At 60.0% G+C, this 14,821-nt stretch carries 8 protein-coding genes; 4 read left to right on the forward strand and 4 right to left on the reverse strand.

All coding sequences use genetic code 11. From position 1 onward, the window contains the following. Positions 1-324: 324 nt before the first annotated feature. The 3 genes from EL18_RS10465 (at position 325) to EL18_RS10475 (ending at position 7,544) form a co-directional block, all read left to right on the forward strand. Positions 325-4,554 carry a PAS domain S-box protein gene (locus EL18_RS10465; protein WP_036482650.1) on the forward strand — a complete coding sequence of 1,410 codons (4,230 nt, stop codon included), beginning with the start codon at positions 325-327 and terminating at the stop codon, positions 4,552-4,554. A gap of 170 nt (positions 4,555-4,724) precedes the next feature. Continuing rightward, positions 4,725-5,774, forward strand: coding sequence for a Fe(3+) ABC transporter substrate-binding protein (locus EL18_RS10470; protein WP_425277139.1), 1,050 nt, complete (start codon positions 4,725-4,727; stop codon positions 5,772-5,774). Positions 5,775-5,849: 75 nt separating this feature from the next. Continuing rightward, complete coding sequence (locus EL18_RS10475) at positions 5,850-7,544, forward strand: ABC transporter permease (protein ID WP_036482653.1); 1,695 nt, start codon at positions 5,850-5,852, stop codon at positions 7,542-7,544. Between the two features lie 244 nt (positions 7,545-7,788). Here EL18_RS10475 and EL18_RS10480 read toward each other — a convergent pair whose 3' ends face one another. Next, positions 7,789-9,747, reverse strand: coding sequence for an acetoacetate--CoA ligase (locus EL18_RS10480; RefSeq protein WP_036482655.1), 1,959 nt, complete (start codon positions 9,745-9,747; stop codon positions 7,789-7,791). A gap of 282 nt (positions 9,748-10,029) precedes the next feature. Here EL18_RS10480 and EL18_RS10485 point away from each other — a divergent pair, with 282 nt between their 5' ends. Beyond that, positions 10,030-11,850, forward strand: coding sequence for an AsmA family protein (locus EL18_RS10485; RefSeq protein ID WP_036482657.1), 1,821 nt, complete (start codon positions 10,030-10,032; stop codon positions 11,848-11,850). A gap of 41 nt (positions 11,851-11,891) precedes the next feature. On the opposite strand, the gene EL18_RS10490 is transcribed toward EL18_RS10485, so the two are convergent. From EL18_RS10490 to EL18_RS10500, 3 genes are read right to left on the reverse strand one after another with little or no spacing between them, the layout of a single operon-like run. Beyond that, the gene (locus EL18_RS10490) at positions 11,892-12,704 is read right to left on the reverse strand and encodes an ABC transporter permease (RefSeq protein ID WP_036482659.1); all 813 of its coding nucleotides are present in this window, start codon (positions 12,702-12,704) and stop codon (positions 11,892-11,894) included. Positions 12,705-12,706: 2 nt separating this feature from the next. After that, a complete protein-coding gene (locus EL18_RS10495; RefSeq protein WP_036482660.1) occupies positions 12,707-13,618 on the reverse strand; it encodes an ABC transporter permease subunit in 912 nt (303 codons plus the stop codon). Between the two features lie 3 nt (positions 13,619-13,621). Next, positions 13,622-14,758 (reverse strand): ABC transporter ATP-binding protein, encoded by a 1,137-nt coding sequence (locus EL18_RS10500; RefSeq protein ID WP_036482661.1) that lies wholly within the window; start codon positions 14,756-14,758, stop codon positions 13,622-13,624. Between the last annotated feature and the right edge of the window lie 63 nt (positions 14,759-14,821).

Consider the following 14,821-nt stretch of genomic DNA (forward strand, 5'->3'; position numbering starts at 1 on the left):
ATAGTTATGACGATTCCGCTTGTCGCCGCGACGGAGTGTCTCAGGGGAAAATTCCTGCGCAATCGCAGTTGCACGATCAGCGCATGTGATCTTCAACATTTGCAGCGTGATCATCATTCGCGTGAGCAGGAGAGTGTGAGGTGGATGAAGTCGCCACGACAGTGACAGCAGTTCCTTTCCCAGATGATTAAAGTTTTACAGATTAACCACGCCCCGGGATTACGCTGTGTGCAAGCTTGAGCCTTGTGGACGCTTGCAGGCCATGGCCTTATTAACGACCGGTTAATTCTGTTATACTCAGGCGGATGTAACGGTTCGGTATTGATGGCTTCGGCGACTTATTCCTTTCTGGATATTGCAGTTCTCGACGAGGTGCGGCAGCGGCTCGTGGACGGGCAATCGCTCGCAATCCTGCTGCCGGATCTCTCGGAAATTCTCTGGGCCAATGCCTCCGGAGCGAAGCTGTTCGGGCATGACGACATCGAAGCAGCTATCGGTGGACAGCCAAGGCTTGGCGAGACGGCACTGCGCCAGATGCGCGCTGCAGCCGGTTTCCCGGGTATCGGCAACAGCCGACCGGTTGCCATGCGCCTTACCCGCGGCCTGAAAAGCACGATCATCCAACTTGAAGCCACGGGCATCGCCCTGCCCGATGGGGAGCCCGCAGTTCTGATCTCACAGAACGTGGAAGAGGTTGACCGGGAAACGGTCACTCAGGGACTCGTTTCAGGTTTCAGTGAACCCGGCCACTTTGCTGCCGTGCTGGATGAAGGCGGCACTGTTCTTGCAGCCTCTGCCGGTTTCGATGCGCTGGGCCTTCCACAGACACTGCTTTCAAGCCTGATGGATGAGGTGCGCGCTGAGGATGACCGCCTCGTCAAACGGCGTCTGGCAGGAAGCGGCGGGCTTTATCCGGCGGGTCTCGCCTGCATTGCGGACGAGCCGCTTCTGGGCCTTCTTCTGGTTATCGATGACGGGACACCCCTGCCCGCGCCCAGACCGGCACCCATCGCCGAAGCCGAGCCCGCTCCGGTCATTCGTGAAGCACAGCAGGAATCCGCAGAGCCTTCGGCGGAAGACGACGATGTCGTCCAAGATGAAGCGGTATCTTTGTCAGAGGCTGGAAACGTTTTCGAAGCGAAGGACGAAACTCCTGAAACTTTCACTTCGACCGAAGATCAGGACGAGGCTGTTCAATCAGCTGAGGCAGATCCGGCTGAACCTTCCGGATCATCGCTTGCAAGTCAGCAACCATCAGAAGAACAGCGGGTTCGCCGCTCCGTCCGCTTTGCGTGGCGCACGGATGCGGAAGGTCGTTTCTCGGCGATATCCGACGAGTTTCGCCAAGCGGTGGGTGACACAGCCAGTGATGTGATCGGCCGCCGTTTCCGTGATGTCTCCAACGCGTTTGGTCTGGACAGCGACGGTTCGATCGCCCGTCTCCTTGAGCGGCGCGACACATGGTCGGGACGCACCGTGCTGTGGCCCGTGGCTGGAACTTCGCGGAAGATACCCGTCGATCTGGCAGCCTTGCCGGTCTATGGCCGGGGTCGCGTGTTCGAGGGTTTCCGCGGCTTCGGCATCGCCCGCCTTGCAGAAGCGGTCGACGATCCGGAAGGGATCGGTCTTGTGCTGGTGCCGGGGCTCCAGTCCGAAACCGGGACTGAAGCAGCCCAGGACGAGCCTGGGTGGCCAGAGGACAAGCCTTCACCTGCGCCCACTGGTGAAGAAAAAGAGCACGAGCGGGAAGATCAGCACCTGTCGGAAGGCTCCGAGGAAGACGAAGACCCGTTTTCCGGTGAGACGCCGGCATTGGAGAGCGCCCTACGTCCCCGCGACAGCAACAGTGACACGGTGGTGCGGATAGCTGATGCGAGCGTTGCGCCACGCGACGGCGGGCTCTCGCCCAGCGAGCGGACGGCATTTCGGGAAATCGGCGAACGCCTGCGGAAGGCCAATGCAGCGCTAATCGAGCGTGAAAAGCTTCGCGCGCAAGAGGCTGGTGATACGGAAGCCGTTTCTCCGCAAGAAGTTGCAGAGCGCATCTCTCAGGAACAGGTTGATTTGCTCCCGGATGCAGAGCCTGCAGCTGAAGCGCAAAACCATAAGGATGATATCGCTGGGCTGGATGGCGACGAGCACGCGTCAGAGGCAGCCAGTCACGATGCGCCGCCAGATCCCCAGGCCTTGCTGGAACAGCCAACCCGTCAGGCGACAGAAGAAGAGCCTGCAGCGCCCACGCGTCGGCGTGTGGTGTTCCTCAATCCGATTGAGGAAGACGCGGAAGATGCCGCCGATACAGCATCTGGCGCAGAGGGTGAGGCGAGTGACCTGACCGCAGAGGAAGAGACTGCGCGTCCCGGCGAAGAGATCGACGATTGGTATTTTGAAGCCGACACGCCAGATGCGGAAGAATCCGGCGGGACGGGAGAAGAACCTGCTGCAAGCGCGACGGAAGATGAGGCAGCGGCCAGTGAAGAGACGCGGGCGGACAATGTCCTGCCTTTCGTCAACGAACAGCATGAAGATGTTGCCGGTGAAACACCGGTGGAGACGGAGGCCAGACCGGAATCCGCGACTGCTTCCGAGCCTTCCAGCGAAGCCTTCGAGCCAGAGCAGGACAGCGCTGGTGATGACGCCATTGTCGCAGACAGTGCAGATGCGAGCGGGCAGGCGCAGGATGACGACGAAACGCTCCCGGGTTCCTCTGAAGAGGATGCCGGAGCGGAGGAGAACGTCTCTGCGGAATTAGCGCACGGTGCGCCCCATGAAGACACCGAAGATGAGGCCCCGGCGCCTGAAGCGCCTGAGGGCGCGGCCCACCTATCCGAAATCGAAACCGACGATATCGAGGGCGTTGACGATGGCGCTCATCAACACGACGCGGAGGCCGAGCCTCGAGAATTCGCTTCATCCTCGAGCGAGGGGATAGATGAAGGTGATGCCGCCCCTGCTGCCGAAATGGGAGCGGACGACCAGGAGCAAGAGCGCTCGGTTGTGCCGCAGCCGCCGGCTGCCGAACCTTCACGCACCGTTACGTATCTGCCTTCAGCCTATGCCCATGCCGCCCGCGCGGTGGAGCCTGCGCGCGGAAGCGATATAGCGCTGCTTCAGGGACTGCCGCTTGCAGTTCTGGTACATTCGGGCGAACGGCTTCACTTCGCCAACCGCGAATTCCTGAAGCTCACCGGCTATGAAGACATTGCCGAACTGGAAGCCAAGGGCGGTCTGGAAGCGCTGTTCGGCGAATCCCATGCAAGTGCAGAGCCGGGTGAAGACCATCATGCCATGGCGCTCCGCCACGCGGATGGGACGGAAGAGCCGGTCGAAGCACATCTGCAGTCGATCACCTGGCAGGGCCGCAAGGCACTCGCATTGGCAATCTGGCCGATCCGGCCTGTGCGGAGCGAGCATTCACCGGAACGCGTTTGGGAACTCGAGGCGCGGCTGGAAGAAATGCGTGCCATTGTCGATACGGCGACCGACGGCATCTGTGTGATTGCCAATGACGGCACGATCCGCTCCATCAACCGACCGGCCGAGGCGCTGTTCGGTTTCGACGCGGAAAATGTCACGGGCAAACCCTTCACCTCGCTTTTCGCGATCGAAAGCCAGCGGCAGGTGAAGGACTATCTGACCGCAATTTCGGGCAATGGCGTTGCAAGCGTGCTCAATGACGGGCGCCAGGTGATTGGTCGCGAGGCGCAGGGCCGCTTCATTCCGCTCTTCGTCAATATCGGGCGCCTGCCCAACCAGAGCGGCTATTGCGCAGTCCTTCGTGACATCACGCACTGGAAGCGCACCGAGGACGAGCTGAACCGCGCGAAGGCGCAGGCGGAACAGGCTTCTTCGCAGAAGAGCGAGTTCCTGGCACGGGTGAGCCACGAGATCCGCACGCCGCTCAATGCGATCATCGGATTCTCCGAACTGATGATCGACGAGAAATTCGGCACGATCGGCAATGATCGCTACCGGGACTATCTGCGCGACATCAATCGCTCCGGCAATCACGTGCTGGATCTGGTCAACGACCTGCTCGACATATCGAAGATCGAGGCCGGTCAGCAGGACATGCATTATGAGCCGGTTTCACTGAATGAGACGCTTGGGCAGATAGTGGCGATGATGCAGCCGCAAGCCAATAGCGACCGGGTGATCATCCGCTCGAGCTTCTCCTCACGCCTGCCCGATGTGATCGCTGACCCGCGCAGCGTGCGTCAGATCGCGATCAATCTCCTGTCGAATGCGGTGCGCTACACGCCGGCGGGCGGACAGGTGATCGTCTCCACGGCCTATAGCCACGATGGCTCCGTGGCGCTGCGGGTACGCGACACGGGCGTCGGCATGACGGGGGCGGAGATCGAGGAGGCACTGAAGCCCTTCAAGCAGATCAATTCGCTGAAGCGCAAGCGCGGGGAAGGAACCGGGCTCGGCCTGCCATTGACCCGTGCAATGACAGAAGCCAATCGCGCAAAGTTCTCCATCACCTCGACCCCCGGCGAGGGAACCCTCGTGGAGATCATCTTCCCTCCTGCCCGCGTGCTGGCGGACTGATGCGTCCTCTTCATCGGCGCGCGGTTTTTTGAACAATTCTAATCTTGCGCCAATGAAAACTTAAATCTTGACCAATTAACTCATATAAGCGATAGCAGGCTCGCAACCGCGCCAAATGGCGGGAGAGTTTAAACCACGGGTGTTTGGACCCGTTGGAGAGGAGTCAATTCATGCGCATGCTTTCCAAGACGCTTGCTGCCGGACTGGTCGCTTTGGGCACTGTCAGCAGCTTCAGCATCAACGCTGCTCAGGCAGAAGGTACGGTCAATGTCTATTCCTACCGTCAGCCTTTCCTGATCCAGCCGCTGCTGGACGCCTTCACCGAGAAGACCGGCATCGCCACAGAAGTTCTCTTCCTCGACAAGGGTCTTGAAGATCGCATCGCCGCTGAAGGCGAGAATTCCCCGGCAGACGTTATCCTGACTGTTGATATCGGCCGTCTGATCAATGTCGAGGAGAAGGGCATCACCCAGACCGTCGACAGCGAGACCATCAACGAGAACATTCCGGCGGAATTCCGCGATCCGGAAGGTCAGTGGTTCGGCCTGACGACGCGTGGCCGCGTGGTCTATGCCTCCAAGGATCGTGTCGAGCAGGACACGATCACCTATGAAGAGCTTGCCGACCCGAAGTGGAAGGGCAAGATCTGCCTGCGCAGCGGTCAGCACATGTACAATATCGCGCTTTTCGCCTCCATGATCGCCCATCACGGCGAGGAAGAGGCCGAGAAGTGGATGAAAGGCCTCAAGGCCAATCTCGCCCGCAAGCCGAACGGCAATGACCGCGCACAGGCACAGGGCATCTTCTCCGGTGAGTGCGATCTGGGCATCGGCAACACCTACTATGTCGGCAAGATGCTGACCAATGAGGAAGAGCCGGAGCAGAAAGACTGGGCGAACGCCATCAAGGTTCTGTTCCCGAACTCCGAAGAACGCGGCACGCATGTGAACATCTCCGGCATGGCCATGGCGAAGCATGCGCCAAACCGCGAAAATGCGCTCAAGCTGATGGAATTCCTGGCAAGCGCCGAGGCACAGTCCATCTACGCGGAAGAGAATTTCGAATATCCGGTTCTGCCGGGAGCGGAAGTTTCCGAGATGGTGCAGTCATTCGGCGAGATCAAGCCGGACAGCCTGCCATTGGAAGAGATCGCCGCTCATCGCAAGGCAGCCTCCGAAATGGTTGACCGCGTTGGCCTTGATGAAGGTCCGGAAAGCTGATCGACTGACACATAGTTCTTACCGTGCGCCGGGCCCTTTGGGCCCGGTTTGCATGTCAGCAGGTGCTTCGATGCGATGAACAGCCTGATCGTCAACAATCCGCGCCTGCCGCGGCTCTCTTCCCTGCCCCGACGACGCCAAGGCCGTGCGGGGCTTGTTGCTGCGGGAATGGTGGCCGCCGTGGTCCTGTTGCCGATCCTGACGATCATTGCAGTCGCGCTGACCTCAAGCGGCGAGGACTGGCCGCATCTCCTGCGATATGTTCTTCCAAACGCGCTTTCGACCACCTTCGTCCTGCTCCTGATGGTCGGGGTCGGAACGAGCGTGATCGGTGTCGCCACGGCGTGGCTGGTTGTTGCCTATGACTTTCCGTTGCGCCGGTTCATGGCCTGGGCTCTGGTGCTTCCGCTTGCGGTACCGCCCTATCTTGCGGCTTACGCCCATGCGGAGTTCTTTCACTTCGTGGGCCCTGTCCAGAGCATGATCCGTGCGTGGTTCGGCTTCACGCGGCCTGCCGATTACTGGTTTCCGGACATCCGCTCCACCTGGGGCGCGGCTCTTGTGCTGGCCTCGGTCACCTATCCCTATGTCTATCTGACCACGCGCGTCGTATTTCTCATGCAGGGGCGCAATATCGCCGACGTTGCGCGCACATTGGGTGCGGGACCATCGCGCGTGTTCTGGCGCGTGCTTCTGCCTGTCGCCCGCCCGGCCATCGCTGCCGGTGTTGCGCTGGTCCTGATGGAGACGCTCAATGATTTCGGTGCCGTCCAACATCTCGGTGTGAACACGCTTACCTTCGCGGTCTATTCGACCTGGCTCAACCGCGGGAGCCTGGAAGGTGCTGCACAGATTGCACTGGTGATGCTGGTCTTCGTGATCTTCATGATCGTGATGGAGCAAGGCGCACGTCACCGGCAGCGCTTTCACAGTGCCCGCGCCACACAGATGAAGGCGCGCCCACCGCGCATCAAGCTTGGCAGATGGGCTAGCATGGGCGCCATCGTCGCGACCGGCGCACCGCTCGCATTCGGTTTTGGCATTCCGCTCTACATCTTCACCGACTACGCGGCGAACAGGCTTCATCAATTTGCCGATCCAAGATTGGTGGAAGCGTTCGTCACGACCGTCGTGGCCTCTTCGGCAACCGCAATCGTGGCCGTGGGCGCGGCCATCGCGCTCATCTTCTCGCTGCGAATGCGCCGTTCGCGCTGGACACTTGCCCTCACCCGCATTGCCACTGCAGGCTATGCGATGCCTGGCACGATACTGGCGCTCGGGCTTCTTCTGTCACTGGCGCGCTTCGACAACACGCTTGACAGCTTCCTGCGGGCCCAGTTCGGCATCTCAAGCGGCCTCATTCTTTCGGGCACCGCGGCTGCGGTGGTGCTGGGTTGCGCCATCCGCTTCCTGGCGCTTGCGGAAGGAGCAGTGCAGTCAGGCCTGATGAAATTGCCGCCAAACATCGATGAAGCCGCACGCAGTCTCGGCAAGACGGCAGCAGGCAGTGCGCGCGCCGTTCTTCTGCCGCTTGTGCGCCCGGCCATCGCAACTGCGGCAATCCTCGTTTTCGTCGATACGGCGAAGGAGCTTTCCGCCACGATCCTGTTGCGGCCATTCGGCTTCAACACGCTTGCCACCCATGTCTACGAGAATGCCTCGCGTGGTGCCGTGGAAGAAGGTGCTGTTGCAGCACTGATGATCGTGGTGACAGCCATGGTGCCGGTCATATTGCTGTCCGGCCGCCTGATGCAGGACCGCGACGCCTGAGCTATCCTTCGCTTGAAAAAAGAAAACGCCCCTGACTTGCAGAGGCGCTGAATAAACGGGGTAATGCTGTCAAAACTCAAACCTGTGGCCGACCGGATCGGTGGGGTCGGGGGTTCCATCAAGTTGTCCACGATCATTGACTTGATACCCTAATACGACCTTGCCGGAACAGTGAGAATTTTACCATTTGGTCAAATGTCTGAACTCTCGGTAAATTTTTGGCGCAAGACTTCGTTTACCATGATCATTGCGCAAGCTGCGGCAGATCGCGGTAAAGCTCCAGCGCTTCCGGGTTGGCCAGCGCCTCCTTGTTCTTCACTGCGCGCCCATGGACAACATCGCGTACCGCAAGCTCGGTGATCTTGCCGGACTTGGTGCGCGGGATGTCCTCAACCGCGATAATGCGCGCAGGCACGTGGCGCGGGCTCGCTCCCGTGCGGATACGGGTGCGAATTGCCTTCTCCAGCGCTTCATCAAGAACCGCACCTTCGACAATACGCACGAACAGGACAACCCGCACGTCATCCTCCCAATCCTGGCCGATGCAAATGGCTTCCAGCACTTCCGGCATCTGCTCGACCTGATTGTAGATCTCCGCGGTACCGATGCGCACCCCGCCCGGATTGAGTGTCGCATCGGAGCGGCCGTGGATAACCAGACCGCCATGCTCCGTCCACTCGGCGAAGTCGCCATGGCACCAGACATTCGGAAAGCGCTCGAAATAGGCAGCGCGATACTTGCTGCCATCCGGATCATTCCAGAACCCAATCGGCATGGAGGGGAATGGATTGGTGCAAACAAGTTCACCCTTTCCGGATGGCAGGGGCTTGCCGTCATCGTCCCAGACATCGACCGCCATGCCGAGGCCGGCAGCCTGTATCTCACCCGTCCAGACGGGCAGTGTCGGCACTCCGAGCACAAAGCAGGAGACGATATCCGTGCCGCCGGAGATGGAGGCAAGGTGGATATCGTCCTTGATGCCTTCATAGACGAAGCGGAAATTTTCAGGTGCCAGGGGCGAACCTGTGGACGACATGGTGCGCAACTTGCCGAGATCGTGACTATCCTTCGGCTTCAGCTCCGCCTTGCGCACGGCGTCGATGAATTTTGCAGAGGTGCCGAAATAGGTCATGCCCTCGTCTTCGGCAAAATTGAAGAGCACATTGCCATCGGGCGCAAATGGCGACCCATCGTAAAGCAGAAGGGTTGCGCCAGAAGCCAATCCCGTGACGAGCCAGTTCCACATCATCCAGCCGCAGGTGGTGAAGTAGAAGAAGCGGTCGCCTTCGCGAATATCCGCGTGAAGGCGATGCTCCTTCACATGCTGCAGCAATGTACCGCCGGCGGAATGGACAATGCATTTGGGAATGCCGGTCGTACCCGATGAAAAGAGAATATAGAGCGGATGATCGAAAGGCAGCGGCTCGAAGCGGACAGGCTTCTCTTCATATGGGGCAAGGGCCGCGTCCAAGGAGCTGGCGCGCCCGATGGTGCTTGCGCTCTCCTCCGCACGGCCCAGATAATCAACGATGAGTGCGCGGCGCACCGACGGCAGTTGATCGAGGATCTCGCGCGTCTTGTCGGCAACGTCGAAAGCCTTGCCATTGTACCAGTAGCCATCTGGCGCGATGAAGATCACCGGCTCGATCTGCCCAAAGCGGTCGAGGACGCCGCGCACGCCGAAATCGGGCGAGCAGGACGACCAGATGGCGCCGATCGAAGCTGCTGCCAGCATGGCCGCAACGGTTTCAGGCATGTTGGGCATCATGGCTGCAATGCGGTCACCCTTCTGCACACCCTCCGCCGTGAAAAATTGCTGCAAACGCGAAACCAGCGCATGCAGTTCGTCCCAGTTCATGCGCCGCTCCGCCTTGTCCTCTCCACGAAAGACCAGAGCATCATCGGCACCGGTTTTCTTGAGAAGGTTTTCCGCAAAGTTCAGCTCTGCCTCAGGGAAAAATCGCGCACCCGGCATTTGTCCGCCATCCTGAAGGACAGTCTTTCCCTTTTCGCCCCGAACACCACAATAGTCCCAGACGAGCGACCAGAAGCAGTCCGGCTCTGCCACCGACCAGGCATGAAGCGCTTCATAGGTGGAGATGTCTCGGCCGCTCGCGGACGCTGCCTTGTGCATGAAATCTGCCATTGCAGATGCGGCAACACGGTCCTGGGATGGCGCCCAAAGCGGCTTTGACGACTGCATTCTCAACTCCTCCGATGATCTGTCTGAGAGGGTTATGCCGCGCTGCCCTTAAGGATGCAATCGCATGCGGCATGGGCGCAAAGCACGTTCAATGTGCCGCTAAGCGGTGCAAAAGCGCCTGTGGAACAGAGGGGTTCCTTCACAAGTGTCACATGTTGCAATAAACCGTTTACCGAACCGCAAGATGCACGGCGGCAAGATCGCGCATCCGCGGCCATATCGGGCGATGGGCCATGTGCCGGAAATTCGTCAGGCAGCAGGCTTACGAACAAGGAAACGCGCGTGTCACTGGCAAGAAAAGCTGCGTGGTCAACCGGCATAGTTGTCGTGATCGCGCTTCTTCTGATGGTCGGACTGCCGCTGATCGCCTCCACCCAGATCGTGCGCGACGGCATTGCCAACCAGATGAGTTCCTGGAGCGGCTATCGTGTGCGGCTGGACGATACCCCGGAAATCGAAGTGTGGCCGACCTTTCGTGCCGTGCTCAACGATGTAACGCTGCTCGACTGGAACACCCGCGATCCACAGCCCGTCGTCGAGGCGGTGCGTGTGGAGGTGGAGCTTTCAGCCCTGGCTGCCTTGCGGGGCGACGTGGTCTTCACCCGGATGCGGTTCATCCGTCCCCTGGTGCGGCTTCATGGTGACCGCCGCGGCTATCACCTGCCTTCACCGCGAGACTGGGGACGACTTGCACGCTCGGTCGAGCAGGCCGAGCAGATGGTCGCGCAAAATGGCGAGGCGCCTGCAGCACGTGCCCTGCCCGATGACCCGCTTGGTGCCATCGAATTCGTGGATGGCCGCGTGATCGGCGCCCAGAGCGGCACCACGCAGGAACTGATCACTTCGCTTTCGGGAACGCTCGACTGGCCGGCTCTCAATCGGCAGGCCTCGCTCAATGCGAAAGGGATCTGGCGGGGCGAGGCCGTCGATGTTCAGGTTTCATCCGCACAACCGCTACTGCTGCTGGCCGGCAGCAGCGCGGCTGTGGATCTTTCGGTGCGATCTTCGCCACTCAACCTTTCCTTCAAAGGCACCGCCAACCTCTCGGGTGTCGACTTTTTCGACGGCGACCTGTCAGCCTCCACGCCTTCCCTCGGGCGCGTCATGGAATGGATGCAGGGCGTTCCTGCGGGTGCAAACCGGGTGGGGCCCGTATCCATCGCCGCACGCATGACCGGCCAGAATGACCGGCTGAAATTCGAGAATGCAGCACTGACCGTGGATGAAAGCTCCGCAAAGGGCCTGCTGGAGATCGCGTTCGAACAGGGCGAGCCAAGCATCAGCGGCACACTCGCCTTCGATCAACTCAATCTGCGCAGCACGCTGAACACGTTCGCTGCAAGTCATGTCGCGGTCGCAGCCAGGGACGGGGAAGGAAGCGTTGATCAGAGGATCAACGTGGATATGCGTTTTTCAGTGGTCAACGCGACTTACGGCTCGATCGCGCTTGCCAATGTCGCCGCGGCTGCGAAGTCACGAGACGGGTTGGCAACATTTGACATCTCCGATGCAACTGCCTTCGGTGGATCGCTGCAGATGGGACTTCGCGTGGACCGGACAGGCTCGTTCGACACCCTGGAAGTCAGCTTCAGCGGAGAGCAGGTGGACACGGCCATGCTGGCGCAGAAACTGCAGGTGAGTGCGCTTCTGCCCCGCGCGCGCGGGTCCTTCTCGTTGTCGCTCAAGGGCACCGGCAGGACGCTGGACGAAATTCTGTCGTCGGCCGACGGCAACATTACTGCCGAATTCGGGAAGGGTGAGATACCAGGCATTCACCTGCCCAGTTTCATGCAGCTTTCCGAGCGCGGCGACTTCTTTGCGCTCTCCGAAATTTCAGAAGGTGCCCTGCCCGTGGACACGGCACGGCTGAAAGCCACCGTGAGGCGCGGGGTGGCGGATATCGAAACGGCAGAAGCACGTTCTCCATCGCATGTGCTGGAACTGGACGGCCTGGTGCCTTTCGCCGGCCGTGGCCTTGCACTTTATGGCACGCTAACGGATGAGCGCACACCGGAGGCAGCACCGCTCATGTTCTTTGTCGGCGGATCGTGGGCCTCTCCCTTCATAGCGGCTTTCAATCCGGATGCGCCACGCGAGCAGTAAACGCGGCTCGCGCAGTCTCGCGTCAAAGACCGCAGTCTGTCTCAGGCATATGCCGCCTCGTCACGACGGCGGATCACCTCGCGGCGCTTGTTGACGAGTGAAGCTGCGATCACGCCTACCGTCACAATGCCGATCAGGATGGTGCAGATTGCATTGATTTCCGGCGTCACGCCGAGCCGGACCTGGCTGTAGATCTTCATCGGCAGCGTCGTTGCGCCGGGACCTGAGGTGAAGCTCGCGATCACCAGATCATCTAGGGAAAGCGTGAAGGCAAGCATCCAGCCAGAAATGACAGCGGGCATGATGACTGGCAGCGTGACCTGGAAAAAGGCCCGCGTCGGCGTGGCGCCGAGATCGAGTGCGGCCTCTTCAAGCGAGCGATCAAAGGAAATCAGACGCGACTGCACCACCACGGCAACGAAACACATCGAGAAGGTGATGTGGGCGATGGTCACCGTTGCGAAACCGCGATCGAAGTTGATCGCGACGAAGAGCAACAGCAGCGACAGGCCGGTTATGACTTCAGGCATGACAAGCGGGGCGAAGACCATGCCGGAGAACAGCAGGCGTCCACGAAAACGCGTGTAACGCGTGAGCGCAAGTGCGGCCATCGTGCCGAGCACGGTCGCAATACTTGCGGACAAAAAGGCCACACGCGCGGTCACCCAGGCGGCATCCATCAGGCCCTGATTGGAGAAGAGCTGCACGTACCACTTCGTAGAGAAGCCGGCCCATACAGTGACCAGGCGGGACTCGTTGAACGAGAAAATGACCAGCAGCAGGATGGGCAGGTAGAGAAAGGCAAAGCCCAGGACCAGTGCTGCGATGTTGAAACGCCCCCAGGTGCCGGCCATGATCAGGCTCCCTTTTCCTGCGAGCGCGCCTGAGCACGCTGGAAGAAGACAATCGGCACGACGAGGATCAGCAGGAGCACGATGGCTACGGCCGACGACACGGGCCAGTCACGATTGGCGAAGAACTCGTTCCACAATGTCTTGCCGATCATGAGCGTGCGCGAGCCCCCAAGCAGATCCGGGATCACGAATTCGCCAACGGCTGGAATAAAGACGAGCATGCAGCCCGCGACCACGCCCGGCAGCGACAGTGGGAAGGTGATCTTCCAGAATGAGCTCAATGGCGGACAACCGAGATCCTGTGCGGCCTCGATCAGCGATTGGTCCATCTTCTCCAGGGTCGCATAGAGCGGCAGCACCATGAAGGGCAGATAGGAATAGACGATACCGATATAGATCGCGGTCGAGGTGTTCAGGATCACCAGCGGCTGATCGATGATGCCGATGAAGAGAAGGAACTGGTTGAGCAGGCCTTCCGTCTTCAGGATTCCGATCCAGGCATAGACGCGGATAAGGAAGCTGGTCCAGAAAGGCAGGATGACAAGCATCAGCAGGATCGGACGCAGATTTTCAGGTGCGCGCGCCATCGCATAGGCCATGGGATAACCCACCAGAAGCGTCAGAACGGTGGAGACGCCCGCAATCCAGAGACTCGAGAGATAGGAATTGATGTAGAGCGCGTCTTCGGTGAGCCAGAGATAGTTGGAAAACGACATCTCGCTCAAGCCCGCCCAAAGCCCGCTCAGCCCCTCCGACAGGTCGAAGGTCGGGGTGTAGGGCGGCATGGCGATCGCGGGCTGCGACAGCGAAATCTTGAAGACGATAAAGAAGGGAACAAGAAAGAAGATCAGCAGCCACAGATAAGGGACTGCGATCACGACCCGGTTGAGGAGTGCACTGGTCAGGCTCTTCATGAGCTAGCGCACCAGCACGACGCCGGCATCGGCGGGGAAGGAAACGAATGCGCGATCATGCCAGGTCAGCGGGTCTTCCAGCCGGCGCAGGCTGTTGACGCTTGAAGCCTTCACTATCCGCCCGTCATCGAGCTTGACATTGTAGATGGTCATGTCGCCGAGATAGGCGATGTCCCACACCTCGCCTTCCAGAACATTGTCGGCTTCGGGCCGCTTGCTGGAGATGCGAATCTTCTCGGGACGTATTGCGAGCCAGGCCCTGTGGCCATCGATATCTTCGGGCGCATGGCTGGAGACGAGGCGCGTGCCGGCTTCATCCGTCAGCGTGACCCCCTCGCTTCCGTTGCGCGCAACATCGCCCTCGAACATGTTGATGGAACCCACGAAGTCGGCGACAAATCGAGAGGCAGGTGCCTCATAGATCTCAGGTGGGGTGGCGACCTGGAGTACCTGGCCCTTGTCCATGATTGCGATGCGGTCAGCCATAGTCATGGCCTCTTCCTGATCATGGGTCACCACGATGAAGGTGAGGCCGAGATCCTGCTGCAGATCGACAAGCTCGAACTGTGTTTCCTCGCGCAGCTTCTTGTCGAGCGCGCCCAGCGGCTCGTCGAGCAACAGCACCTTGGGGCGTTTGGCGAGCGAACGGGCCAGTGCCACGCGCTGACGCTGCCCGCCTGAAAGCTGATGCGGCTTGCGTTTGGCGAATTGCTCCAGCTTCACCAGCTTGAGCATCTGCGCCACGCGCTCGGCGATCTGCGGCTTCGGCATGCCGTCCTGTTTCAGCCCGAAGGCTATATTGGCTTCAACACTCATATGCGGGAAGAGTGCATAGGACTGGAACATCATGTTCACGGGCCGCTTGTATGGCGGGATACCCGCAAGGTCCTGACCGTCCAGCAGGATGCGCCCCTCGCTTGGCTGCTCGAAACCGCCCAGCATGCGCAGCAAGGTGGACTTGCCGCAGCCCGACGCGCCAAGAAGCGCGAAGAACTCCCGCTCGTAAATATCGAGTGAAAGATTGTCGACGGCAGTGAAGTCGCCGAAGCGCTTGGTCACATTCTCGAAGCGGATGTAGGGTTTAGCATTTTCATCCGCCCATGGCGCAAAAGTTCTGCGCGTGCTGCCAAGCGATGTCATTCACTGCTCCGATAGAAACCAAGAAGAGAGGGCGGAGCCAGAAGCCCCGCCCATTGCACCTGA

Source organism: Nitratireductor basaltis (genome assembly GCF_000733725.1).
Taxonomy (GTDB): Bacteria; Pseudomonadota; Alphaproteobacteria; order Rhizobiales; family Rhizobiaceae; genus Chelativorans; species Chelativorans basaltis.

What these genes read in the sequence shown, in the direction of transcription:
- EL18_RS10465 (WP_036482650.1), top strand. Translation starts at nt 325, where the DNA reads ATGGCTTCGGCGACTTATTCCTTTCTGGATATTGCAGTTCTCGACGAG.
- EL18_RS10470 (WP_425277139.1), top strand. Translation starts at nt 4,725, where the DNA reads ATGCGCATGCTTTCCAAGACGCTTGCTGCCGGACTGGTCGCTTTGGGC.
- EL18_RS10475 (WP_036482653.1), top strand. Translation starts at nt 5,850, where the DNA reads ATGAACAGCCTGATCGTCAACAATCCGCGCCTGCCGCGGCTCTCTTCC.
- EL18_RS10480 (WP_036482655.1), bottom strand. Translation starts at nt 9,747, where the DNA reads ATGCAGTCGTCAAAGCCGCTTTGGGCGCCATCCCAGGACCGTGTTGCC.
- EL18_RS10490 (WP_036482659.1), bottom strand. Translation starts at nt 12,704, where the DNA reads ATGGCCGGCACCTGGGGGCGTTTCAACATCGCAGCACTGGTCCTGGGC.
- EL18_RS10495 (WP_036482660.1), bottom strand. Translation starts at nt 13,618, where the DNA reads ATGAAGAGCCTGACCAGTGCACTCCTCAACCGGGTCGTGATCGCAGTC.
- EL18_RS10500 (WP_036482661.1), bottom strand. Translation starts at nt 14,758, where the DNA reads ATGACATCGCTTGGCAGCACGCGCAGAACTTTTGCGCCATGGGCGGAT.